The following is a 25,167-nucleotide window of genomic DNA, read 5'->3' as shown; positions in this document are numbered from 1 at the left end:
GGTGACCTGGTCCGGCTGTAAATTGTCGACGCGTTTTCGTCAGGCCGGGGCGACGCGCAGGGAAGCGCGGAGAGGGTGCGGCCTGCAAGGATGCAGAATCGTGCCCGACCCGAACGCCTGACGGAAAAGCGGAGAGTACCGTGAAGCGGCGATTTTCTTGCCGGGAGCCGGGAGTGTAAGGGGGCGGCGTTGGCCTCTTAAACACGTTCACGTGTGGGGTGGTTATAGACCGGCAAAAAAGTGAGGTGACCGGAACAAATAACTGAGCCATATCTTGCTCTAAATTGGCCCACTCCTTGAAGGGGCGAGGGGTTATTCAGCGCCACAGCGGGCACGCCGATTAATCATACTTCCTGCTCACGCAGCCAGGCGCTTCAGGATAATCCGGAAATTCCCCTTAAAGCTGCAAACTTTGCCAAACCACGTTATGGTGTAAACTGGTCACACATGAGATCTGGATCACATTTATAATTTGATGGTTGCTGTTTTCCGCGTTCAAAATCTTCTCTTCCTCCTCCTTGTCACGGCCGGAGCCGTTTTCGGTGCGCCAAATTCCTTTATGCAACAGGCGCAAAATCCGTTTGATAACAACGGCGATAGCCTGCCAGATCTCGGGCTCGCTAAACCGACTGGCGAAAGCGAAAAGCATCTTGCCGAAATGGCGAAAGCATTCGGTGAAGCGAGCATGACCGACAACGGCCTGACGACCAGCGAGCAGGCGCGTCAGTTTGCGTTTGGCAAAGTGCGTGATGCGGTCAGCGGCGAAGTGAATGAGCAGATTGAATCCTGGCTTTCGCCCTGGGGGAACGCCAGCGTCGATTTACTGGTCGACGAAGAGGGCAAATTTAACGGCAGCAGCGGCAGGTGGTTTATCCCCTGGCAGGATAATAATCGCTATCTGAGCTGGAGCCAGCTGGGCCTTACGCAGCAAACGGACGGTCTGGTAAGTAACGCCGGGATTGGCCAGCGCTGGGTGGCAGGAAAATGGCTGCTCGGCTACAACACGTTTTACGACAATCTGCTGGATGAGAATCTGCAAAGAGCCGGGCTTGGGGCGGAAGCCTGGGGTGAAAACCTGCGCCTGTCGGCAAATTATTATCAGCCGTTTGCCAGCTGGCGTGACAGCTCGGATCTCCAGGAGCAGCGCATGGCGCGCGGATATGACGTGACGGCCAAAGCCTGGCTGCCTTATTTTCATCATTTGAATACCAGCGTGAGTTTTGAGCAATATTTTGGCGATAACGTCGACCTGTTTCGTAGCGGAACGGGGTACCACAATCCGATGGCGGTTAATTTGGGTCTCGATTATACGCCGGTGCCTTTGCTGACGTTTTCCGCCGCGCATAAGCAGGGCGAAAGCGGGGTGAGCCAAAATAATCTGGGCATGAAGCTCAACTATCGCTTTGGCGTCCCGCTGAAAAAGCAGCTGTCGTCGGATGAGGTGGCAGCAACCCGTTCGCTGCGCGGGAGTCGTTACGATCCGGTGGAGCGCACCAGTCTGCCGGTGATGGAGTTCCGCCAGCGTAAAACGCTGTCGGTCTATCTGGCCACGCCGCCGTGGGATTTAACGCCGGGGGAAACGGTGGTCCTGAAATTGCAGGTCCGCAGTACCCACGGGGTGCGCCAGCTTCACTGGCAGGGCGATACGCACGCGCTGAGTTTGACCTCGCCTGCGAATGTGAATAGCGATGAGGGATGGAGCGTGATTATGCCCGCCTGGGATGCGAGCGAAGGGGCGACTAACCGCTGGAAACTGTCCGTCGTCGTAGAAGATAAAGATGGGCAGCGTGTCTCTTCCAATGAGATCACGCTCTCTCTGTCGCAACCGCTGGTGGCGTTGCCAGATGACGATGGCGGCTATCAGCTGCTGCCAAATGAGTGAGATTAAAAGATACGATCCTGATGTACCCACACTGCCGCTTCGACGCGTGATTTTAGCTTCATTTTCTTGAGCATATGCTTCACATGCACTTTCACCGTGCTTTCGGTGATATCCAGACGGCGGGCGATCATTTTGTTCGGCAAGCCCTGAGCGATCAGCTTCAGAATATCGCGCTCGCGCGGGGTTAACTGCGTGACGTCGCGGTCAGATGTGGCGCGGTTGGCGCGCAGGCTGGCGGCGAGGACGGGCGTTAGCGCTTCGCTCAGTACCATTTCACCCGCTGCCGCCTGTTGCAGGGCTTTGAGTAAATCTTCCGGTTCCATATCTTTGAGCAGATAGCCATCGGCCCCGCGTTTCAGCGCGGTCACCACGTCTTCTTCATGGTTGGATACGCTAAACACCACGATCCGCCCGGACAGCGATTTTTCACGCAATTTATCCAGCGTTTCCAGACCGTTCATGCCAGGCATATTGAGATCAAGCAGGATCAAATCAGGATCGAGAGATTCGGCAAGTTCAATACCCTGTTCACCGTTGCTGGCTTCACCCACAACGGTAATATCTTCCGCCATGCTGACAAGTTGTCTTACGCCGGTGCGCAGCATCGGATGATCGTCGATTAACAGAATGGTTGCCGGTTCCTGATTAGACATAATTTTCTCCTGGATAAGTGGTTAGAGGCTTTTCGGGTATAAATGTCACCACTACTTCAGTGCCGCCAGACTCACCCCGGCGAACCCGGCAATCTCCGCGCAGGCTTTGCGCTCGGTCTCGCATAATAATTAAACCATAGTGGTTGCTTCTCTCAGCGTTTTCCGGCACGCCGCAGCCGTTATCCTGGACGGTAAGTTTCACCTGATTATTGTGGTGACTTACGGTCACGGTTACTGCCGTCGCGCTGGCGTGCTTGAGCGTATTGCTCAATGCCTCACGGGCGATTTGCAGCAAATGTATGGCCTGATGAGAGGGCACAAAACGCGGGGGGAGCTGATAATCCAGCTTCACCGGGAAGCCCAGCCGGGCACTGAATTCATCGCAACTCGACTCCAGCGCAGGCCGTAGCCCGGGTTCCGTGAGCTGCAGGCGGAAGGTCGTTAACAGCTCGCGAAGCTGCACCCATGAGGTATTCAGCTCGTTGCGGATCTGGCCCAGCAGCTGCTTACTGCTCTCGGGCAGTCCGTCATCCTGCATTTGCAGACAGCTGACCTGCATTTTCATGCAGGAGAGCGATTGCGCGATCGAATCGTGAAGCTCGCGGGCGATGGTGGCGCGCTCTTCCATCACGATCAGCTGCTGTTGTTTTTCCTGGTGTCTGTCGAGCGCCAGGGTCGCGGTGAGCTGTTCGACCAGCGTGTCGACCAGCTGTTGCTGATCGTGGTTCAAATGACGACCCGTCGGGAGCGTTGCCAGCAGGATACCGTACTGAGTGTGGCTGTCAGTGAGACGCCATTTCAGCGTTGTACCGCTACTGGGGAGCGGCGGTAAACCGCGCGGACAGAGATGACAGCCTTTGTCATCGCAGGACATATCGGACTGGCAGGTGAATTCCTGGTGATTTTCTTCGTCTTCAACGTCATAGACCCGCAGTTCGATATCATGCAAAAGCGTGAGACTTTGCAGGCCGTTGAGCACTGGCGAAAGGCGTTCACAAAGCGGGATTTGCGAATGCAGACGGCGGTTTGCCTGCCACAGGAAAGAGAGAATTTCGTTCTTTTGCTCCAGACCCGCCGTTTTTTCCTGTACGCGCTTTTCCAGCACCGCGTAGCTTTCGGCCAGTTCCCCAGACATAGTGTTAAGCGCCTGACCCAGCATGGCCATTTCGTTGCGTCCGCTAATGTGTGCGCGCTGGGTAAAATCTCTTTCCGTGACGGCCCGCGCGACGGCCAGCAGTTGTTGCCATGGATACAGCAAACGCGCACGCAGCCAGACGATGGTGAAAATGAGCAGAAGAGCCATAAAAATAGCCATTGCCCGGTGGACCATCACGACGCGTTCAATGCGCATTTCGGTGGAGGAATCGAAGGAGGAAACCAGCGTGTCGATTCGGGCGACAAAACGGGCGACGTCATCGGCAACGGTTTCCGCGCTTTTTGCCTGCTTAAGGCCGGGCTCCAGTTGGCTATGCCAGTAACCCTGCAATGCCTTCAACTGGGCCTGCTGACCATCACGCCGCGCGGCGATCACCAGTTCCGGGCTGAATGCGGTGCGTTCCATGTCGTCCAGCAGGGGTTTGTCTACCGGCGTAAGCGGGACGGCCGCCAGCAGGCGATAACTCTGCATACGCAGCGATCCTGCCTCGTTGATGGCATGGGCGCTACCCTGTACGCCCTGCACCAGCCAGCCAGAGATCGCCATGCCCGTCACACCCACAGCGGTGGACAGCAATACGATGAGGGCCAACTGATTAACCAGCGTCAGCGGGGAGAAGAGTCGTTTTAACATGGGCTTGCCTTGCTCCGGATTTTGCCTGCCTCCAGGAATGGCGCTATTCTGGTGTATACCCTGGAGTATACCCATACCAACAAGGGATTACTCCTAAATTGCCATGTGGGTAATCGTCGGGGGGAGGCGGTGAACTTACGTCGTCAGCACCGTGAAAAACCACACCTTTTTTATCGAAAAACCCTACTCACTTAGGGTAATGACGATTTTTCGCGCGCTAATCTGCCCCCTTTTCCTTTGATTTATATCAACTTACCGCCTGCTTAAAACCCTACAGTTTGCAGCATCATTTTGATAATCAGAGGTGTCTATGAGTCACTCATCCGCCCCCGAAAGGGATACTGGTGCTGTTATTAGCGATTGGCGTCCGGAAGATCCGGTGTTCTGGCAACAGCGCGGGCAACGTATAGCAAGTCGTAATCTGTGGATTTCTGTTCCGTGTTTGTTGTTGGCGTTTTGCGTGTGGATGCTGTTTAGTGCCGTGGCGGTGAACTTACCTAAAGTCGGTTTTAAATTTACGACCGATCAGCTGTTTATGCTGACGGCGTTGCCTGCGTTGTCGGGTGCGCTGCTGCGTGTGCCTTACGCGTTTATGGTGCCGCTGTTTGGTGGCCGTCGCTGGACGGCATTCAGCACCGGCATCATGATTATTCCTTGCGTGTGGCTCGGTTTTGCGGTGCAGGACACCTCTACACCGTTTAGCGTTTTCGTGACCATCGCGCTGTTGTGCGGTTTTGCGGGGGCTAACTTCGCGTCCAGTATGGCGAATATCAGCTTCTTCTTCCCGAAGGCGAAGCAGGGTGGTGCACTCGGTATTAACGGCGGCATGGGTAACATGGGCGTCAGCGTTATGCAGCTGATTGCGCCATTGGCGATCTCTGTCTCGATCTTCGCGGTATTTGGCGGCGGCGGTGCGGAACAACCGGACGGTTCAATGCTGTATCTGCAGAATGCGGCCTGGATCTGGGTACCGTTCCTGGTGGTATTGACCCTGCTGGCGTGGTTCTTCATGAACGACCTGTCCGCGTCTAAAGCCTCTCTGAGCGAACAGTTGCCGGTACTGAAGCGCGCGCATCTGTGGATTATGGCGCTGCTCTATCTGGCAACGTTCGGATCGTTTATCGGCTTCTCTGCCGGTTTCGCCATGCTGTCGAAAACCCAGTTCCCGGATGTACAGATCCTGCATTACGCGTTCTTCGGCCCGTTCATTGGCGCCCTGGCACGTTCAACCGGTGGGATGATTTCCGACCGTCTGGGCGGGACGCGCGTTACGCTGGTTAACTTTGTGTTGATGGCTATTTTCTGCGGACTGCTGTTCCTGACGCTGCCAACCCACGGGCAGGGCGGTAATTTTGGCGCGTTCTTCGCCGTGTTTATGGTGCTGTTCCTGACGGCCGGTCTGGGCAGTGCCTCGACCTTCCAGATGATTTCGGTGATTTTCCGTAAGATGACAATGGAGCGTGTGAAAGCGCAGGGTGGCAATGAAGAGCAAGCGATGCGCGAATCTGCAACGGACACGGCGGCTGCGCTGGGCTTCATCTCTGCAATCGGCGCGATCGGTGGCTTCTTTATCCCGAAAGCCTTTGGTATCTCTCTCGATTTGACCGGTTCTCCTGCCGGCGCGATGAAAGTGTTCCTCGTATTCTATATCGCCTGCGTCGTCATTACGTGGCTGGTATACGGCCGTAATACTAAGAAAAATAAGTAAGTTTGATTATCCGTTTGCGCGGCCACAGTGCCGCGCTCTTTTTTGTGCGCTTTTTAGTTACAACATACTGTTCGAGGTTTTACTGCTTAGCCTCATGTAACACTGTGATCGCCATCGCTTTGCAGAAACGCCTACTCCTTAATACCTAAGATGTTAAATAAATCCGTTCTGTTTGTGCGGCAAATAATAAAAAACCTTATAAATCAAATAAATAAAATATCAAATTTTATACCGCTTTAGGGGTATAGCGGAAAACGCTGCGGGTGAGTAACCCCGTCCGCCTTGATCGTTATCAATTCCCGTCATCTTTCATGGCGTTACCTTCGCTGCAAATCAGCAATGTCGATTTAGAGAGCCACAGGCTCCACACAGGAGATACCCGATGAGCAAATTTTTGGACCGGTTTCGCTACTTCAAACAGAAGGGCGAAACGTTTGCCGATGGGCACGGCCAGGTTCTGGAGACAAACCGGGACTGGGAAGATGGATACCGTCAACGTTGGCAGCATGACAAAGTCGTTCGTTCTACACACGGTGTAAACTGCACCGGTTCCTGTAGCTGGAAGATCTTCGTCAAGAATGGCTTAGTGACCTGGGAAATGCAGCAGACCGACTATCCGCGTACGCGTCCGGATATGCCAAACCACGAACCGCGCGGTTGTCCTCGCGGCGCAAGCTATTCCTGGTATCTGTACAGCGCTAACCGCCTGAAATACCCATTGATGCGTAAACGCCTGATGAAAATGTGGCGTGAAGCAAAAATTCAGCACAGCGATCCGGTGGATGCCTGGGCCTCTATTATCGAAGACGCCGATAAAGCGAAAAGCTTCAAGCAAGCACGCGGTCGCGGCGGCTTTGTCCGTTCATCCTGGCAGGAAGTGAACGAGCTGATTGCCGCCTCTAACGTCTATACCGTCAAAACTTACGGTCCGGACCGCGTGGCAGGTTTCTCGCCAATCCCGGCGATGTCGATGGTGTCCTACGCCTCCGGCGCACGTTATCTGTCCCTTATTGGCGGGACCTGTCTGAGCTTCTACGACTGGTACTGCGACTTGCCGCCAGCGTCTCCACAGACCTGGGGCGAACAGACGGACGTTCCTGAATCGGCTGACTGGTACAACTCCAGCTACATCCTTGCCTGGGGTTCAAACGTTCCGCAAACCCGTACGCCTGACGCGCACTTCTTTACCGAAGTCCGTTACAAAGGCACCAAAACCGTCGCCATTACGCCTGACTATGCTGAGATCGCCAAGCTTTGCGATCTGTGGCTGGCACCAAAACAGGGCACCGATTCCGCCATGGCGCTGGCGATGGGCCACGTCATGCTGCGTGAGTTCCACCTCGATAACCCAAGCCAGTACTTTACCGACTACGTGCGTCGCTATACCGACATGCCAATGCTGGTGATGCTCGAAGAGCGCGACGGCTACTATGCCGCCGGTCGTATGCTGCGCGCTGCCGATCTGGTGGATGCGCTGGGCCAGCAAAACAACCCGGAATGGAAAACGGTCGCCTGTAACAACGATGGCGATTTAGTGGCCCCGAATGGTTCTATCGGTTTCCGTTGGGGTGAAAAAGGGAAGTGGAACCTGGAGCAACGCAACGCGACCACCGATGAAGAGACCGATCTGCGTCTGAGCATGCTGGGTAGCCAGGATGATATCGCTGAAGTGGGCTTCCCATACTTTGGTGGCGACGGAACCGAACATTTCAACAAAGTGGCGCTGGAAAATATCCTGCTGCACAAACTGCCGGTTAAGCGTCTGCAACTGGCCGATGGCTCGACTGCGCTGGTCACCACCGTTTACGATCTGACCCTGGCCAACTATGGCCTGGAGCGCGGTCTGAACGATGAAAACTGTGCAACCAGCTACGACGAAATCAAAGCGTACACCCCGGCATGGGCTGAGCAGATCACCGGTGTTCCACGCACGCAGATCACCCGCATCGCGCGTGAGTTTGCCGAAAACGCCGATAAGACTCACGGCCGCTCAATGATTATTGTGGGTGCCGGTCTGAACCACTGGTATCACCTCGATATGAACTATCGCGGTCTGATCAATATGCTGGTGTTCTGCGGCTGTATCGGTCAGAGCGGCGGCGGCTGGGCGCACTATGTAGGCCAGGAAAAACTGCGTCCGCAGACCGGCTGGCAGCCCCTGGCGTTTGGCCTTGACTGGCAGCGTCCGGCGCGCCACATGAACAGCACCTCGTACTTCTATAACCACTCCAGCCAGTGGCGTTACGAAACCGTCACAGCGCAGGAACTGCTGTCGCCGATGGCGGATAAATCGCGCTACACCGGTCATCTGATCGACTTTAACGTGCGTGCCGAACGCATGGGCTGGCTGCCGTCTGCGCCACAGCTGGGAACTAACCCGCTGCGCATTGCGGAAGAAGCGAAAAAAGCGGGCATGTCGCCGGTGGATTACACCGTCAAATCGCTGAAGGACGGCTCGATTCGTTTTGCGGCTGAAGAGCCAGAAAACGGTAAAAACCATCCGCGTAACCTGTTCATCTGGCGCTCGAACCTGCTGGGATCGTCCGGTAAAGGCCATGAGTACATGCTGAAGTATCTGCTCGGTACCGATCACGGTATTCAGGGCAAAGACCTCGGTAAACAGGGCGGCGTGAAGCCAGAAGAAGTCGAGTGGAAAGACAATGGTCTCGACGGCAAGCTGGATCTGGTGGTGACGCTGGACTTCCGTCTATCCAGTACCTGCCTGTACTCCGATATCGTGCTGCCAACCGCGACCTGGTATGAGAAAGACGACATGAATACCTCGGATATGCATCCGTTTATTCACCCGTTGTCTGCCGCAGTTGACCCGGCATGGGATTCGAAAAGTGACTGGGATATCTATAAAGATATCGCGAAGAAATTCTCTGAAGTGTGTGTCGGCCATCTGGGCGTGGAAACAGATGTTGTGACGCTGCCCATCCAGCACGATTCTGCCGCCGAACTGGCGCAGCCGCTCGACGTTAAGGACTGGAAAAAAGGTGAATGCGACCTGATTCCTGGCAAAACTGCACCGCACATTATTCCGGTTGAACGTGATTATCCGGCGACCTACGAACGCTTTACCTCCATCGGTCCGCTGATGGATAAGATCGGTAACGGCGGGAAAGGGATCGCCTGGAATACCCAGACTGAAATGGATCTGCTGCGTAAACTCAATTACACCAAAGCGGACGGCCCAGCCAAAGGTCAGCCGATGCTGAACACGGCGATTGATGCAGCAGAAATGATCCTGACGCTGGCACCTGAAACAAACGGCCAGGTGGCGGTGAAAGCCTGGGCTGCATTGAGTGAGTTTACCGGTCGTGACCATACCCATCTGGCGCTGAATAAAGAAGACGAGAAAATTCGCTTCCGCGATATCCAGGCGCAACCGCGCAAAATCATCTCCAGCCCGACGTGGTCAGGCCTGGAAGATGAGCATGTGTCCTATAACGCCGGTTATACCAACGTTCACGAACTGATCCCATGGCGTACCCTGACGGGCCGTCAGTCGCTGTATCAGGATCATCAGTGGATGCGCGACTTTGGTGAAAGCCTGCTGGTTTACCGTCCGCCGATTGACACCCGTTCGGTAGCTGCAGTCATGGGCGCGAAATCCAACGGTTATCCGGAAAAAGCGCTGAACTTCCTGACGCCGCACCAGAAATGGGGCATTCACTCCACGTACAGCGACAACCTGTTGATGCTGACGCTGGGGCGTGGTGGTCCGATTGTGTGGATGAGCGACGTGGACGCGAAAGAACTGGGGATTGTGGATAACGACTGGATCGAAGTGTTCAACAGCAACGGTGCGTTGACCGCGCGTGCTGTTGTCAGCCAGCGTGTGCCGGCCGGGATGACCATGATGTATCACGCCCAGGAACGTATCGTGAACCTGCCAGGTTCTGAAATTACCCAGCAGCGCGGCGGCATTCATAACTCGGTAACGCGTATCACGCCTAAACCGACCCATATGATCGGCGGCTATGCGCAGTTGGCGTACAGCTTTAACTACTACGGCACCGTCGGCTCGAATCGCGATGAGTTTGTAGTGGTGCGTAAAATGAAAAATATTGACTGGTTAGACGGTGAAGGTAATGACCAGGTACAGGAGAGCGTAAAATGAAAATTCGTTCACAAGTCGGCATGGTGCTGAACCTCGATAAATGCATCGGCTGTCATACCTGCTCAGTCACCTGTAAAAACGTCTGGACCAGCCGCGAAGGGACGGAGTACGCCTGGTTCAACAACGTTGAGACCAAACCGGGTACAGGCTACCCGACCGACTGGGAAAACCAGGAAAAATGGAAGGGCGGCTGGATCCGCAAAATCAACGGCAAACTGGTGCCGCGCATGGGTAACAAAGCGCTGCTGCTGGGTAAAATCTTCGCCAACCCGCATCTGCCGGGCATCGATGATTACTACGAACCGTTTGATTTTGACTACCAGAATCTGCATAACGCCGCAGAAGGCAAGCATCAGCCGATTGCCCGTCCGCGCTCGCTGATCACCGGCCAGCGTATGGCGAAGATCGAAAAAGGCCCAAACTGGGAAGACGATCTGGGCGGCGAGTTTGAAAAGCTGTCGAAAGATCAGAACTTCGAAAACATGCAGAAGGCGATGTACGGCCAGTTCGAAAACACCTTCATGATGTATCTGCCGCGTCTGTGCGAACACTGCCTGAACCCGGCGTGTGTGGCGACGTGCCCGAGCGGCGCTATCTATAAGCGTGAAGAAGATGGCATCGTGCTGATCGACCAGGACAAATGCCGCGGTTGGCGTATGTGCATCACCGGCTGCCCGTACAAAAAAATCTATTTCAACTGGAAGAGCGGCAAATCTGAGAAGTGCATTTTCTGCTATCCGCGTATCGAAGCGGGTATGCCGACCGTTTGCTCAGAAAGCTGCGTGGGCCGTATTCGTTACCTTGGCGTGCTGCTGTATGACGCAGACGCGATTGAGAACGCGGCAAGCACCGAGCATGAAAAAGATCTGTATCAGCGCCAACTGGACGTGTTCCTCGATCCGAACGATCCGAAAGTGATCGCTCAGGCGCTGGAAGACGGTATTCCGCAAAGTGTGATCGACGCGGCGCAGAAATCGCCGGTGTACAAAATGGCGATGGACTGGAAGCTGGCTCTGCCATTGCACCCTGAGTATCGCACGCTGCCGATGGTCTGGTATGTGCCGCCTTTGTCTCCGATTCAGTCTGCGGCTGATGCGGGTGAACTGGGGAGCAACGGGATCCTGCCGGATGTTGAAAGCCTGCGTATTCCGGTGCAATACCTCGCCAATCTGCTGACGGCAGGCGATACCCAGCCGGTACTGTTGGCGCTGAAACGCATGCTGGCGATGCGTCACTTCAAACGTGCCGAAACGGTGGATGGCGTGATTGATACCAGCGCGCTGGAAGAGGTGGGTCTGAGCGAAGCACAGGCGCAGGAAATGTACCGCTATCTGGCGATTGCTAACTACGAAGATCGTTTCGTGGTCCCGAGCAGTCACCGTGAGCTGGCGCGTGAAGCCTTCCCGGAAAAAAGCGGCTGTGGATTTACCTTCGGCGACGGTTGCCACGGTTCAGACACCAAATTCAACCTGTTCAACAGCCGTCGTATTGATGCGATGGATGTGACCAGCAAAACGGAGCCGCACCAATGATTGAACTCGTCATTGTTTCGCGTCTGCTTGAGTACCCTGATGCAGCCCTGCAGGAGCATCAGCAGGAACTCTTTGATGCACTCGCGTCATCGGAAACCCTGGATAAAGAGGATGCCCAGAACCTGGGCGTTTTCCTGCGCGATTTGCTCGCGCAGGATCTTCTCGATGCGCAGTCTGATTACAGTCAGCTGTTCGATCGTGGCCGCGCCACGTCGCTGCTGTTGTTCGAGCATGTTCACGGTGAATCCCGCGACCGTGGTCAGGCAATGGTTGATCTGATGGCCCAGTATGAGGAGCATGGTCTGCAGATCGACAGTCGCGAACTGCCGGACCATCTGCCGCTGTATCTGGAATATCTGGCGCAGTTGCCGCAGGCAGAGGCGCTGGGCGGTTTACAGGATATCGCCCCGATTCTGGCGTTGCTCAGCGCGCGCCTGCAACAGCGTGAAAGTCGCTATGCGGTGCTGTTTGATCTGCTGGTAAAACTGGCTAATACGGCTATCGACAGCGAAAAAGTGGCGGAGAAAATCGCGGATGAAGCGCGCGATGATACCCCTCAGGCCCTGGATGCAGTATGGGAAGAAGAGCAGGTGAAATTCTTTGCTGACCAGAATTGCGGTGAGTCGGAAATCTCGAATCATCAGCGCCGTTTTGCCGGAGCTGTTGCCCCGCAATATTTGAATATCTCTAACGGAGGACAGCAATAATGCAATTCCTGAATATGTTCTTCTTCGATATCTATCCGTATATCGCGGGTACGGTGTTTCTGGTCGGGAGCTGGCTGCGTTACGACTACGGTCAATATACCTGGCGCGCGGGCTCCAGTCAGATGCTGGATCGCAAAGGGATGAACCTGGCGTCCAATCTGTTCCACATTGGTATTCTCGGCGTGATCGCCGGTCATGCCTTTGGGATGCTGACGCCACACTGGATGTATGAAGCATGGCTGCCGCTGGAAGTGAAACAGAAGATGGCAATGTTCGGCGGCGGTGCTGCGGGCTTGATGTGCCTGGTTGGCGGCCTGCTGCTGCTGAAACGCCGCCTCTTTAGTCCTCGCATTCGCGCGACGACGACCGCGGCAGATATTCTGGTGATGTCGGTGCTGGTTATCCAGTGTACGTTGGGTCTGCTGACCATTCCGTTCTCTGCACAACATATGGACGGCAGTGAAATGATGAAACTGGTTGGCTGGGCGCAGTCTGTCGTGACCTTCCACGGTGGCGCATCCGCACACCTCGACGGCGTGGCGTTTATTTTCCGCATGCACCTGGTGCTGGGTATGACGCTGTTCGTGTTGTTCCCGTTCTCACGCCTGGTTCACATCTGGAGTGTGCCGGTCGAATATCTGACACGTAAATATCAGATTGTGCGCGCGCGTCGCTAATCATTCTGTAAATGTGTAGAAGAACAAACCCTGCTTCGGCGGGGTTTTTTTATGCCTGGACGTTAGCAAAACGCTTTCTCGCTGCGCTCGAATCGAACCTTAATCGAAGTTTCTCATCCTTCCCGCTTGGGCAGAATATGCAGCACAGCTGTTCGATTTGATTGAGGTGATATTTACGAAGAGGCTGGTGGGGGAAGGATGACTCAGCGCGATGCGCTTCGCCCTTCGGGTCGTTGCCTGCGGCAACGCTTTCTCGCTGCGCTCGAATCGAACCTTGGTCGAAGCTTCTCATCCTTCCCGCATGGGCAGGATATGCAGCGCAGCTGTTCGATTGATTGAGGTGATATTTGCGAAGATGGTGGTGGGGGAAGGATGACTCAGCGCGATGCGCTTCGCCCTTCGGGTCGTTGCCTGCGGCAACGCTTTCTCGCTGCGCTCGAATCGAACCTTGGTCGAAGCTTCTCATCCTTCCCGCTTGGGCAGAATATGCAGCACAGCTATTCGATTTGATTGAGGTGATATTTGCGAAGAGGGTGGTGGGGGAAGGATGACTCAGCGCGATGCGCTTCGCCCTTCGGGTCGTTGCCTGCGGCAACGCTTTCTCGCTGCGCTCGAATCGAACCTTGGTCGAAGCTTCTCATCCTTCCCGCTTGGGCAGAATATGCAGCACAGCTATTCGATTTGATTGAGGTGATATTTGCGAAGAAGGTGGTGGGGGAAGGATGACTCAGCGCGATACGCTTCGCCCTTCGGGTCGTTGCCTGCGGCAACGCTTTCTCGCTACGCTCGAATCGAACCTTGGTCGAAGCTTCTCATCCTTCCCGCATGGGCAGGATATGCAGCGCAGCTGTTCGATTGATTGAGGTGATATTTGCGAAGATGGTGGTGGGGGAAGGATTCGAACCTTCGAAGTCGATGACGGCAGATTTACAGTCTGCTCCCTTTGGCCGCTCGGGAACCCCACCAGGGGTAATTCACATTTTGAAGTAAGGCTGAGAGATGGTGGTGGGGGAAGGATTCGAACCTTCGAAGTCGATGACGGCAGATTTACAGTCTGCTCCCTTTGGCCGCTCGGGAACCCCACCACGGGGTAATGCTTTTACTGGCCTGCTTCCTGTTGGAAGCGGGGCGCATCATATCAAATGACGCGCCCCTGTAAAGCATTCCTTTCTTTAAAATGAATCAGTTGGCTGCTTTTTATTCGTAAAGGTGCAAAGCTAATCAATTCATTTCATGAAGGATTAAAGAATAATCGTTCTGTTGCCGTAAACAAAGACGCGCTGCGCCAGCACCTGATAGAGCGCACGACTCAACACGTTCTTCTCTACGTCGCGACCTGCACGCATCATATCTTCCGCCGTGTAGGTATGATCCACGTGAATGACGTCCTGCATGATGATTGGACCTTCATCCAGATTGTCATTGACGTAGTGGGCGGTGGCACCCACGATCTTCACGCCACGCTCGTACGCCTGGTGATAAGGGCGCGCACCAATAAAGGCAGGCAAGAATGAGTGATGAATGTTGATAATTTTGTTCGGAAAACGAGAGACAAACGACGGCGTCAGGACGCGCATGTATTTCGCCAGCACCACGTAATCCGGATCGTGCGCTTCAATAGCCTGAGCCATTAGATCGTCGTGTTCTTCTCGCGTGTGGCCTTCATGGCTCACCAGCTCGAAAGGAATATCAAAACGCTCAACCAGCGTGCGCAGCGTATCGTGATTGCCGATGACCGCTGCAATCTCCACGTCAAGACCACCGTAGTTGGCTTTCATTAACAGATCGCCCAGGCAATGCGCTTCTTTGGTAACGAGAATCACGACCCGACGACGCCCGGAAGGGGTCAGCTCGCGAACAGAACCTTCTGGCAATGCGCCATCAAGGTCGGCGAGCAGGGTCGTGTCGTTGAAGATCCCTTCCAGCTCGGTGCGCATAAAGAAGCGGCCGGTGCGGTGATCAACAAACTCATTGTTCTGCACGATGTTTAATTCGTGCTTATAGCAAATGTTGGTGATACGAGCGATTAAACCCTTCTGATCAGGGCAAATGGTACGCAGTACTTTGCGTTGTAGTGATTGCATCGCGAGGAAATCCTGTTGAGTGTTTGCGTGTTATTGGTGGTCAGGCATTATTGCCCGCAACACTTTTTAAATTTTTTACCTGAGCCGCAAGGGCAGGCGTCATTACGACTAAATTGCGGACGAGTACCATCAATATAGTACCATTGTCCGCCCTCAAGAATGAACCGCGAGCGTTCAATGATGGCACCCGGTTTGTCATGTTCAATGAAACGGGCGACAAAACTGACAAAACCTTCTTTCGCTGTTTGATCCATTGATGTTTCGTAAATCGTGAGACCCTGCCATTGCGTGTTGGCGAATCCCGAAACGATCTCCTGGCGAAAATCAGCGGCCTGGCAGGACGGATGCCAGGTTTTGATCAGATAGTCTGCGTCTTTGATCACAAAAGCTGTGTATCTGGAGCGCATAAGGTGTGACGGGTCCGGAGCAAGCTGGTCGCCAGAAAGATATCGCTGGCAACATAGGCTATACTCGAGGGCGCTACCACAGGGACAGAGTTGAGTCACAATGCTCTTCCTGGAACAATAAAGTAATGGCGTCTTAACGCCTGGGCGGCACTATGTTAACTGAGCGGTAGCGATGATGCTACGCCGGGAATTCAGGGGAAGTGAAGCAGGGCTAATGAGAAAAGTAAAAATAGGTCTGGCGTTGGGCTCAGGCGCAGCGCGAGGCTGGTCACATATTGGCGTGATTAACGCATTAAAACGAATCGGTATTGACGTTGATCTTGTTGCAGGCTGCTCCATTGGTTCGTTGGTCGGAGCCGCCTACGCGTGCGATAAAATGCCAGAGCTGGAATCGTGGGTACGTTCTTTCAGCTACTGGGATGTCTTGCGTCTTATGGATCTCTCGTGGCAGCGGGGCGGACTCCTGCGCGGTGAGCGCGTCTTTAATCGCTTTCGCGAAATCATGCCACTCGATAATTTCAGTCATTGCCAAATGCCGTTCGGCGCAGTGGCAACCAATCTCAGTACGGGCAGAGAGCTCTGGTTCACCGAGGGTGATCTCCACCTTGCCGTGCGCGCGTCGTGCAGTATGCCGGGTTTGATGGCGCCGGTTCCGCATAACGGTTACTGGCTGGTCGATGGGGGGGTCGTCAATCCGGTTCCCATCTCTCTGACGCGGGCGATGGGCGCAGATATCGTGATTGCCGTGGATTTACAGCATGACGCCCATCTGATGCAGCAAGATTTAATGCCCATAAATGTGCAGAGCGAAGAGCCGGATATCGATAAACTGGTCTGGCATGAGCGCCTGCGCGAGCGCTTAGGGCGAATGGCCGCACGTAAGACTGTCTCGGCGCCGACGGCTATGGAGATAATGACGACGTCAATCCAGGTGCTTGAAAATCGACTGAAGCGAAATCGCATGGCGGGCGATCCGCCGGACATTCTGATCCAGCCGTTCTGTCCGCAAATTTCCACGCTCGATTTTCATCGCGCCGACGCTGCCATCGCCGCCGGTGCGTTAGCCGTCGAAAAGAAAATAGATGAGTTGCTACCTTTGGTGCGCACAGCCGTGTGAGCACCCGTATTTTGATGACTTCAGCAAATTCTGACAGGCGATAGGCACAATAGCATGCCACTATTTACCTATTGTCAGGCAGGGGAGAGAACATGACACAGCCATTGACCGGAAAACACATTTTAATAGTTGAAGACGAGCCCGTTTTCCGTTCGCTGTTGGATTCCTGGTTATCCTCTTTAGGCGCGACCACGACACTGGCTACTGATGGCCTGGATGCCCTGGAAAAATTAGCCGATATGACCCCGGATCTGATGATTTGCGATATCGCCATGCCGCGTATGAATGGCCTGAAGCTGGTTGAGCATTTACGCAATGAAGGTGATCAAACCCCGATCCTGGTTATCTCGGCGACTGAAAACATGGCCGATATCGCGAAAGCGCTGCGCCTCGGCGTACAAGATGTGCTGCTCAAACCCGTCAAAGATCTGAACAGATTGCGCGAAACCGTGTTCGCTTGCCTTTACCCGAATATGTTTAATTCTCGCGTAGAAGAAGAGGAGCGTCTTTTCCAGGACTGGGATGCGTTGGTCAGTAATCCGCATGCCGCCGCGAAATTATTACAAGAGCTTCAGCCGCCTGTTCAGCAAAATATATCGCATTGTCGCGTTAATTACCGTCAGTTGGTTGCCGCCGATCAGCCTGGACTGGTGCTCGATATCGCACCGCTCTCTGATACCGATCTCGCCTTTTATTGCCTGGATGTGACACGGGCCGGTGATAACGGGGTATTAGCAGCATTATTATTGCGGGCACTTTTTAATGGTCTCTTGCAGGAGCAACTCTCTCATCAGGGACAACGGCTTCCTGAATTAGGGACGCTGCTTAAACAAGTTAACCATCTTTTCCGCCAGGCCAATTTACCGGGACAGTTTCCGCTGTTAGTCGGTTATTACCATAGCGAGTTGAAAAACCTTATCCTGGTCTCCGCGGGCCTTAACGCCACGCTTAATACCGGTGAGCATAATATCCAGGTCAGTAATGGCGTGCCGTTAGGCACCATGGGGACGACATATTTGAACCAAATAAGCCATCGCTGTTCATCATGGCAGTGTCAAATTTGGGGCGCAGGCGGGCGTTTGCGCTTAATGTTGTCCACGGAATAAGCAGTTAAATTTTATTCTTCAGATAGCTTTATCTTCGTTTTACTGGCAGTGCTACTATCGTTGCCAGTTTGATACGTATTTATCCTAATTAATCGGTAACGCGCCCTTTTCAGACCCGGATCACATTGCGAGGCTGATATACTGAATGCGTTATTTATTGCATAAAGTTCAAAACTTGAACAGTTCAGGAGATTTCAATGGCTGCCCTAAATTCGAAAGTTACAAAGGCCGTTATCCCAGTGGCGGGATTGGGAACCAGGATGCTACCGGCTACTAAGGCCATTCCGAAAGAAATGCTGCCGTTGGTCGATAAGCCTTTAATCCAGTATGTTGTTAATGAGTGTATTGCCGCCGGTATTACGGAAATTGTACTGGTAACACATTCGTCTAAAAACTCTATCGAAAACCATTTCGATACCAGTTTTGAACTTGAAGCCATGCTGGAAAAACGCGTCAAACGTCAACTGCTGGAAGAGGTGCAATCTATTTGTCCTCCCCACGTCACCATCATGCAGGTGCGTCAGGGGCTGGCTAAAGGCCTGGGCCATGCGGTGCTGTGCGCGCATCCGGTTGTGGGTAACGAACCTGTCGCTGTTATTCTGCCAGACGTGATTCTTGACGAGTTCGAATCTGACCTCTCTCAGGATAACCTCGCTGAGATGATTAAACGCTTTGACGAAACGGGCAGCAGCCAAATCATGGTAGAGCCCGTTGCAGATGTGACGGCTTACGGTGTTGTTGACTGCAAAGGCGTTGAGCTAAAACCAGGTGAAAGCGTGCCGATGGTTGGCGTGGTCGAGAAGCCAAAAGCAGACGTTGCGCCATCTAATCTCGCCGTGGTGGGTCGCTATGTGCTGAGCGCAGAGATTTGGCCGCTGCTGGCTAAAACCCCTCCAGGAGCAGGTGACGAAATCCAGCTCACCGATGGCATCGATATGCTCATCGAGAAAGAGACCGTTGAAGCCTACCACATGAAAGGCAAGAGCCACGATTGCGGTAATAAACTGGGTTATATGCAGGCTTTCGTTGAATATGGTCTCCGTCACAATTCTCTGGGCGAAGAATTTAAAGCTTGGTTGAAAGATACGATGGGTATTAAAAAGTGATCTGATCGCTCAGATGTATGTAGCCGGTATCAGTCAGATGATATCGGCTTTTTTTATGCCTGATAACCGCCATAAGCTGATTCTTAAGGAAGTATGAGCAACGGTGTGTAGCTATATAATTGGGTGTAAGCGGATGTATCGGTATAAATTACGGGCATAAAAAATCCCGTATTAAACGGGATTTTTCTGAAAGGCAGGCGATTAATCCTTGATCAGGAAATCGTCCAGCTGTTTGCCTTGCTCTTCCATGGCTTTCTTGATTACTGCTGGAGTACGGCCTTGGCCTGTCCAGGTTTTAGTTTCGCCGTTCTCATCAACGTAGCTATATTTAGCTGGGCGAGTTGCACGTTTTGCTTTAGTGCTGGTCTTAGCAGCTGACATGCTGTTCAGTAATTCGTTTGGATCGATACCGTCGGCAATCAGCATTTCACGGTATTGCTGAAGTTTACGAGTGCGTTCTTCGATTTCGGCAGCCGCAGCGCTCTCTTCTTCACGACGTTCAGTCACAACAACTTCTAATTTTTCCAGCATTTCTTCCAGCGTTTCGAGGGTGCATTCTCTTGCCTGCGCACGAAGAGTACGGATGTTGTTCAGAATTTTAAGTGCTTCGCTCATTTTTGTAATCTCAAACTTATAATGGGGGGTTTGTTGTCCTAATAATAGAGTGATAATTTAAGATGTGCAATAGGTGGGAATGTAAGGAATTCAAAAAATACTTAATATCACGCGCCAATATTAATTACGTTAACTTAAATTTCATTGTCAGGATGATGGGCTTGTTATCATCTCTACTGGCATAAACCGACCGGCTACATGTTTGTTTAGTGACAATCAGGCTTGTGATTATAGTTGCGGCGGATAAATATCAACCTTTTGTATTACCCCACTCGAAGGGGTCTTATTGCCAGAATAGTTAATAAATATTGAATTTGGGCGAGTAAGAATTCCATTATAAAAAGTCATGACTTACACGGCTATAAACGCTCTTCTGACAAATGGAAAATGGCATTACTGCATGTTTTAACATGTTATTTTGTTTATCAGTCTCGAATGCTGACATTGCCTATGCACCTGTTTTGTGGCTCGTCACACTGGGGATGAGGCAAATTATGGTACAATCATCCATCGGGAATATTACACATTGATTAGGGTTTAACGACCAATGGCACAACTTTATTTCTACTATTCCGCAATGAATGCAGGCAAGTCTACAGCGCTGCTGCAATCCTCTTATAACTATCAAGAAAGGGGCATGCGTTCGCTGGTATACACTGCCGAGATTGACGATCGCTTTGGGGCAGGCAAGGTGAGCTCTCGTATAGGGCTATCCTCTCCGGCAAAGCTCTTTAATAACGGAACCGACTTGCTCAGTGACATCCGCTCTGAGCATGCTGTGAAGCCGATACATTGCGTTCTGGTAGATGAAAGTCAGTTTTTGACACGTCAGCAGGTCCATGCTCTTTCAGAAGTCGTTGATGAACTCGATATTCCCGTTCTGTGCTACGGACTGCGCACCGACTTTCGCGGCGAACTGTTTATCGGTAGCCAGTATTTATTGGCCTGGTCAGACAAACTGGTCGAGTTGAAAACGATTTGTTTCTGCGGCCGCAAAGCCAGCATGGTGCTGCGTCTTGATCATGAAGGAAAACCCTTCGCTGAGGGTGAACAGGTCGTCATTGGCGGCAACGAACGCTATGTATCCGTGTGCCGTAAGCACTATAAAGAAGCGCTGGCTGTTGGGTCTCTTACAGCTCTCGGAGAAGAGAATCGTCATTAGACTTCATCCTGTTTTTGCTGATGGTTGTTCATCAGGCATAAAAAAACCCGCCAGTGGCGGGTTTTTTATTTCAGCTAATAATTAAGCGTTTTTCTTCACTTTTTTATCAGCTTTTACAGGTGCATCAATTTTTACTGCAGCTGTGTCATTTTCGCTGAATTCGCGTCCGTAGTATGTATCAAGCAGAATCTGTTTCAGCTCGGAGATCAATGGGTAACGCGGGTTAGCGCCAGTACATTGGTCATCGAATGCATCTTCAGACAGCTTGTCAACATGTGCCAGGAAGTCAGCTTCCTGAACACCCGCTTCACGGATAGATTTAGGAATGCCCAGTTCAGCTTTAATGCTATCCAGCCATGCCAGCAGTTTCTCAATCTTCGCAGCAGTGCGATCGCCTGGAGCACTCAGACCCAGATGGTCTGCGATTTCTGCGTAGCGACGACGAGCCTGCGGACGGTCGTACTGGCTAAATGCTGTCTGCTTAGTCGGGTTGTCGTTAGCGTTGTAACGAATAACGTTCGAAATCAGCAGGGCGTTCGCCAGACCGTGAGGAATGTGGAACTGTGAACCCAATTTGTGCGCCATTGAGTGACACACACCGAGGAAGGCGTTAGCAAACGCGATACCGGCGATGGTCGCAGCGTTGTGTACACGCTCACGTGCTACTGGGTTTTTAGAACCTTCATTGTAAGAGGCTGGCAGGTTTTCTTTCAGCAGTTTCAGCGCTTGCAGAGCCTGACCGTCAGAGAATTCACTCGCCAGTACAGAAACGTAAGCTTCCAGTGCGTGAGTCACTGCATCCAGACCACCGAATGCGCACAGTGATTTCGGCATATCCATCACCAGGTTGGCATCAACAATCGCCATATCTGGAGTCAGAGCGTAATCAGCCAGTGGGTATTTCTGACCCGTCGCATCATCAGTAACAACCGCAAATGGCGTCACTTCAGAACCGGTACCAGAGGTGGTGGTGACCGCAATCATTTTTGCTTTCACGCCCATTTTCGGGAACTTGTAGATACGTTTACGGATGTCCATAAAGCGCAGTGCGAGTTCTTCGAAATGCGTTTCTGGGTGTTCGTACATAACCCACATGATTTTAGCGGCGTCCATCGGGGAACCACCACCAAGCGCGATGATCACGTCTGGTTTGAAGGAGTTAGCCAGCTCTGCACCTTTGCGAACAACGGTCAGGGTTGGGTCAGCTTCAACTTCGAAGAAGACTTCAGTCTCAACGCCTGCTGCTTTCAGAACAGAAGTGATCTGGTCTGCATAGCCGTTGTTGAACAGGAAACGGTCAGTCACGATGAGCGCACGTTTGTGGCCATCAGTAATCACTTCATCCAGCGCGATTGGCAGTGAGCCACGGCGGAAGTAGATAGATTTCGGAAGTTTGTGCCACAACATGTTTTCAGCTCGCTTAGCAACGGTTTTCTTGTTGATCAGGTGCTTAGGACCAACGTTTTCAGAGATGGAGTTACCACCCCATGAACCACAACCCAGAGTCAGGGAAGGCGCGAGTTTAAAGTTATACAGGTCACCGATACCACCCTGAGAAGCAGGGGTGTTGATCAGAATACGTGCGGTTTTCATTTTGTCGCCGAAGTACTTCACGCGCTCAGGCTGGTTGTCCTGGTCGGTATACAAGCAAGAGGTATGACCAATCCCGCCCATTTCAACCAGTTTCTCCGCTTTGATCACCGCGTCTTCGAAACTCTTAGCACGGTACATGGCAAGAGTAGGGGACAGTTTTTCGTGAGCAAAGGGTTCAGATTCATCTACAACGCTGACTTCACCAATCAAAATTTTGGTATCAGCGGGAACCGTAAAGCCTGCCAGTTCTGCAATTTTAGCGGCAGGTTGGCCAACAATTGCAGCGTTCAGTGCGCCATTTTTCAGAATGATATCCTGAACGGCCTTCAGCTCTTTACCCTGCAGCATGTAACCGCCGTGGGTAGCAAAACGTTCACGCACTGCGTTATATGCAGAGTCAACAACGATAACTGACTGCTCGGAAGCACAAATTACGCCGTTATCGAAGGTTTTAGACATCAGGATAGAAGCAACAACGCGTTTGATGTCGGCGGTTTCGTCAACAACAACTGGGGTGTTACCGGCACCAACACCAATGGCAGGTTTACCGGAGCTGTATGCGGCTTTCACCATGCCTGGACCACCGGTTGCCAGAATCATATTAATATCTGGGTGGTGCATCAGCGCGTTAGACAGTTCTACAGATGGCTGGTCAATCCAACCAATCAGATCTTTTGGTGCACCCGCTGCGATGGCGGCTTGCAGAACAATATCAGCCGCTTTATTTGTCGCATCTTTAGCACGTGGGTGTGGGGAGAAGATGATTGCGTTACGGGTCTTCAGGCTGATGAGTGACTTGAAGATGGCGGTAGACGTTGGGTTAGTTGTCGGAACGATACCGCAAATGATACCGATTGGTTCAGCGATAGTGATAGTACCGAACGTATGATCTTCTGCCAGAACGCCACACGTCTTCTCATCTTTATAGGCGTTGTAGATATACTCTGAAGCGAAGTGGTTTTTGATCACTTTGTCTTCAACGATACCCATGCCAGACTCGGCAACGGCCATTTTAGCGAGAGGGATTCGAGCATCTGCAGCAGCCAGTGCGGCTGCGCGGAAGATTTTATCAACCTGTTCTTGGGTGAAATTGGCATATTCACGCTGGGCCTTTTTGACGCGCTCGACGAGTGCGTTAAGTTCCGCGATATTAGTAACAGCCATAATGCTCTCCTGATAATGTTTAAACTCTTTTAGTAAACCAGCGCTCAATAACTCACCAGTATAGCCGAGGTGTCAGCACTTGCTTAACACACAATAAAACAAAGGTTTACTGAGGTTCGCAATCAACTCTCCGGCACTAACTTACTAAAAGAGCCTGACTTTAGCATCATCCCTTTTTACTAGGCCCACTCCCTGTTGGTGTCATCAAGATTACTCACTTCTGAGTACGGAAAACATGATCTGAATCAATTTATACCGAAGCTGATACCTTTCAGCACAGGTATTTTGAGTAATCATATCAAGTGTTAAATAATTACAAAAGTAATGGAATCGAATATTCCATCATTGACACAAATACTTAACACAGGAAATTCATAGCGTTTTGGAGCAGATTTCTGGTGAAGTATGCTGATAAAAAGCGTATCTTCAGCGCGGTTTTACTTCCTTTAATTTGTTGTTCGGGCCATGCTGATTTGCGGAGCTAATTGTGACCCCATTGCTCTTTGATTTCTCTACCTATTTTAAGTTTTTTATTGGTTTGTTCGCACTCGTTAACCCGGTGGGGATCATCCCTGTCTTCATTAGTATGACGAGCTACCAGACGGCGGTTGCCCGAAATAAAACTAACCTGACAGCTAACCTGTCCGTTGCCATCATCTTGCTGACGTCACTTTTTCTTGGCGACTCGATTCTGCAAATTTTCGGCATCTCCATCGACTCCTTCCGTATCGCAGGTGGCATTCTCGTGGTGACGATTGCGATGTCGATGATCAGCGGGAAATTGGGGGAAGATAAACAGAACAAACAGGAAAAATCAGAGTCCGCGGTTCGCGAGAGCATAGGCGTTGTTCCTCTTGCACTGCCTTTGATGGCGGGGCCAGGTGCGATCAGTTCCACTATCGTCTGGGGCACGCGCTACCATAACTTGGTGCATTTGATCGGGTTTTCGATCGCGATTGCCCTCTTTGCGCTGTGTTGTTGGGGCGTGTTTCGCATTGCACCCTGGCTTGTGCGTTTACTGGGACAAACCGGTATCAACGTGATCACGCGAATTATGGGGCTGTTGCTGATGGCGTTAGGAATCGAATTCATTGTGACAGGGCTAAAAAGTATTTTCCCTGGTCTGGTGAATTAATCATTTCATATGAAAGGACGGAGCCAGTGGCTCCGTTTTTTTTCGTTATTATCAGCAAATCATATAAATAAAGTTGAAATCTTCACAAGAAATAATAATTTCCGCTAATAAATCAATTTCGTTACATTTCAGTAACTTAATGTGAATCCTCTCTTTTCCCCGTACATAAACCGCGCAAACAGTCTGTTATTTTAATCACATGATACTCTGGGGCTTGCTGTGAGATAACCGAAATGTTATTAGTAATTTCAACATTCCCCTAGATGAATGTGCTAAATAATAACCAGTTGTTAAATTTTTGTACAAATGCGAGTCGATGATAGCGCAACGAAGCGCAACGCGAGATGAATCTCGCTATCACATTGAATGTTCGGTCTTTTCAATGTGTCTGTAGTACGGCAAGGCTGCCCTCACCGAAAATCCCATCGTAGTAAAAGAGAATTGCTTAACAAATTTGCAAAATGTATTGGCGCGAAATTAAGCCATTTGGTACTTTCCGGCCTTATATTTTGCTCCAGTATTCTTGTAGATGAGAATGATTTTCAAAGTAGCGCTCATCTCAACCCAATATCACACGTCTCAAAACAGGGGAGGCGTGTTTGGA

The 25,167-nt window shown here is 51.9% G+C and carries 17 protein-coding genes, 2 tRNA genes and 4 other RNA genes; 11 read left to right on the top strand and 12 right to left on the bottom strand.

From position 1 onward, the window contains the following. Window positions 1–475 precede the first annotated feature (475 nt). Window positions 476–1,882: a YchO/YchP family invasin gene (locus I6L74_RS20285; RefSeq protein WP_059179794.1), complete on the top strand. Its 1,407-nt coding sequence runs from the start codon at window positions 476–478 to the stop codon at window positions 1,880–1,882. Between the two features lie 2 nt (window positions 1,883–1,884). Here the strand turns inward: I6L74_RS20285 and narL are convergent, their stop codons facing one another. Together narL and narX are read right to left on the bottom strand one after the other, a co-directional pair. After that, window positions 1,885–2,535 (bottom strand): two-component system response regulator NarL, encoded by a 651-nt coding sequence (narL, locus tag I6L74_RS20280; RefSeq protein WP_012017701.1) that lies wholly within the window; start codon window positions 2,533–2,535, stop codon window positions 1,885–1,887. After that, window positions 2,528–4,324, bottom strand: coding sequence for a nitrate/nitrite two-component system sensor histidine kinase NarX (gene narX / locus I6L74_RS20275; protein WP_059179795.1), 1,797 nt, complete (start codon window positions 4,322–4,324; stop codon window positions 2,528–2,530). Before narX ends, narL begins: the two co-directional genes overlap by 8 nt. A gap of 310 nt (window positions 4,325–4,634) precedes the next feature. On the opposite strand from narX, the gene I6L74_RS20270 reads away from it, so the two are divergent. From I6L74_RS20270 to narI, 5 genes are all read left to right on the top strand, one after another. After that, window positions 4,635–6,032: a NarK family nitrate/nitrite MFS transporter gene (locus tag I6L74_RS20270; RefSeq protein ID WP_059179796.1), complete on the top strand. Its 1,398-nt coding sequence runs from the start codon at window positions 4,635–4,637 to the stop codon at window positions 6,030–6,032. Window positions 6,033–6,414: 382 nt separating this feature from the next. Beyond that, window positions 6,415–10,158, top strand: a complete 3,744-nt coding sequence (locus tag I6L74_RS20265; protein ID WP_059179797.1) for a nitrate reductase subunit alpha — start codon at window positions 6,415–6,417, stop codon at window positions 10,156–10,158. Beyond that, window positions 10,155–11,690 (top strand): nitrate reductase subunit beta, encoded by a 1,536-nt coding sequence (narH, locus tag I6L74_RS20260; RefSeq protein ID WP_059179798.1) that lies wholly within the window; start codon window positions 10,155–10,157, stop codon window positions 11,688–11,690. Before I6L74_RS20265 ends, narH begins: the two co-directional genes overlap by 4 nt. Continuing rightward, a complete protein-coding gene (gene narJ / locus I6L74_RS20255) occupies window positions 11,687–12,397 on the top strand; it encodes a nitrate reductase molybdenum cofactor assembly chaperone (protein WP_059179799.1) in 711 nt (236 codons plus the stop codon). The genes narH and narJ overlap by 4 nt, the downstream gene beginning before the upstream one ends. Beyond that, a complete protein-coding gene (narI, locus tag I6L74_RS20250; protein WP_059179800.1) occupies window positions 12,397–13,074 on the top strand; it encodes a respiratory nitrate reductase subunit gamma in 678 nt (225 codons plus the stop codon). Before narJ ends, narI begins: the two co-directional genes overlap by 1 nt. Before the next feature lie 182 nt (window positions 13,075–13,256). On the opposite strand, the gene I6L74_RS20245 is transcribed toward narI, so the two are convergent. The 8 genes from I6L74_RS20245 to I6L74_RS20210 form a co-directional block, all read right to left on the bottom strand. Beyond that, window positions 13,257–13,387, bottom strand: a non-coding RNA gene (locus I6L74_RS20245) — RtT sRNA. Between the two features lie 43 nt (window positions 13,388–13,430). Then, a non-coding RNA gene (locus I6L74_RS20240) (RtT sRNA) lies at window positions 13,431–13,561 on the bottom strand. 44 nt (window positions 13,562–13,605) lie between these two features. Further along, window positions 13,606–13,736: non-coding RNA, RtT sRNA (locus I6L74_RS20235), on the bottom strand. A gap of 44 nt (window positions 13,737–13,780) precedes the next feature. Beyond that, window positions 13,781–13,911: non-coding RNA, RtT sRNA (locus tag I6L74_RS20230), on the bottom strand. A 43-nt stretch (window positions 13,912–13,954) separates the two neighbouring features. Further along, window positions 13,955–14,039, bottom strand: a tRNA-Tyr gene (locus tag I6L74_RS20225). Window positions 14,040–14,074: 35 nt separating this feature from the next. After that, window positions 14,075–14,159, bottom strand: a tRNA-Tyr gene (locus tag I6L74_RS20220). 156 nt (window positions 14,160–14,315) lie between these two features. Then, window positions 14,316–15,158 (bottom strand): formyltetrahydrofolate deformylase, encoded by an 843-nt coding sequence (purU, locus tag I6L74_RS20215; RefSeq protein ID WP_012017694.1) that lies wholly within the window; start codon window positions 15,156–15,158, stop codon window positions 14,316–14,318. Between the two features lie 47 nt (window positions 15,159–15,205). After that, complete coding sequence (locus I6L74_RS20210; protein ID WP_059179181.1) at window positions 15,206–15,664, bottom strand: YchJ family protein; 459 nt, start codon at window positions 15,662–15,664, stop codon at window positions 15,206–15,208. A 115-nt stretch (window positions 15,665–15,779) separates the two neighbouring features. On the opposite strand from I6L74_RS20210, the gene rssA reads away from it, so the two are divergent. The 3 genes from rssA to galU all read left to right on the top strand — a co-directional run bounded on the left by rssA (window position 15,780) and on the right by galU (window position 18,894). Further along, a complete protein-coding gene (gene rssA / locus I6L74_RS20205) occupies window positions 15,780–16,682 on the top strand; it encodes a patatin-like phospholipase RssA (protein WP_059179180.1) in 903 nt (300 codons plus the stop codon). Between the two features lie 92 nt (window positions 16,683–16,774). After that, window positions 16,775–17,788 (top strand): two-component system response regulator RssB, encoded by a 1,014-nt coding sequence (rssB, locus tag I6L74_RS20200; RefSeq protein WP_059179179.1) that lies wholly within the window; start codon window positions 16,775–16,777, stop codon window positions 17,786–17,788. A gap of 197 nt (window positions 17,789–17,985) precedes the next feature. Then, a complete protein-coding gene (gene galU / locus I6L74_RS20195; protein WP_059179178.1) occupies window positions 17,986–18,894 on the top strand; it encodes a UTP--glucose-1-phosphate uridylyltransferase GalU in 909 nt (302 codons plus the stop codon). A gap of 201 nt (window positions 18,895–19,095) precedes the next feature. On the opposite strand, the gene hns is transcribed toward galU, so the two are convergent. Then, a complete protein-coding gene (gene hns / locus I6L74_RS20190; RefSeq protein ID WP_012017689.1) occupies window positions 19,096–19,509 on the bottom strand; it encodes a histone-like nucleoid-structuring protein H-NS in 414 nt (137 codons plus the stop codon). Window positions 19,510–20,056: 547 nt separating this feature from the next. On the opposite strand from hns, the gene tdk reads away from it, so the two are divergent. After that, a complete protein-coding gene (gene tdk / locus I6L74_RS20185; RefSeq protein WP_059179177.1) occupies window positions 20,057–20,671 on the top strand; it encodes a thymidine kinase in 615 nt (204 codons plus the stop codon). Window positions 20,672–20,752: 81 nt separating this feature from the next. On the opposite strand, the gene adhE is transcribed toward tdk, so the two are convergent. After that, on the bottom strand, window positions 20,753–23,428 hold the full coding sequence (gene adhE, locus I6L74_RS20180; RefSeq protein ID WP_059179176.1) for a bifunctional acetaldehyde-CoA/alcohol dehydrogenase: 2,676 nt from the start codon (window positions 23,426–23,428) through the stop codon (window positions 20,753–20,755). Between the two features lie 487 nt (window positions 23,429–23,915). On the opposite strand from adhE, the gene I6L74_RS20175 reads away from it, so the two are divergent. Further along, complete coding sequence (locus tag I6L74_RS20175) at window positions 23,916–24,563, top strand: YchE family NAAT transporter (protein ID WP_012017686.1); 648 nt, start codon at window positions 23,916–23,918, stop codon at window positions 24,561–24,563. The last annotated feature ends 604 nt before the right edge of the window (window positions 24,564–25,167 follow it).

Source organism: Lelliottia amnigena (assembly GCF_019047465.1).
Classification (GTDB): domain Bacteria; phylum Pseudomonadota; class Gammaproteobacteria; order Enterobacterales; family Enterobacteriaceae; genus Enterobacter; species Enterobacter amnigenus.
The sequence above is the reverse complement of the archived record's forward strand: the minus strand, read 5'-3'. Positions and strand labels throughout refer to the sequence as shown.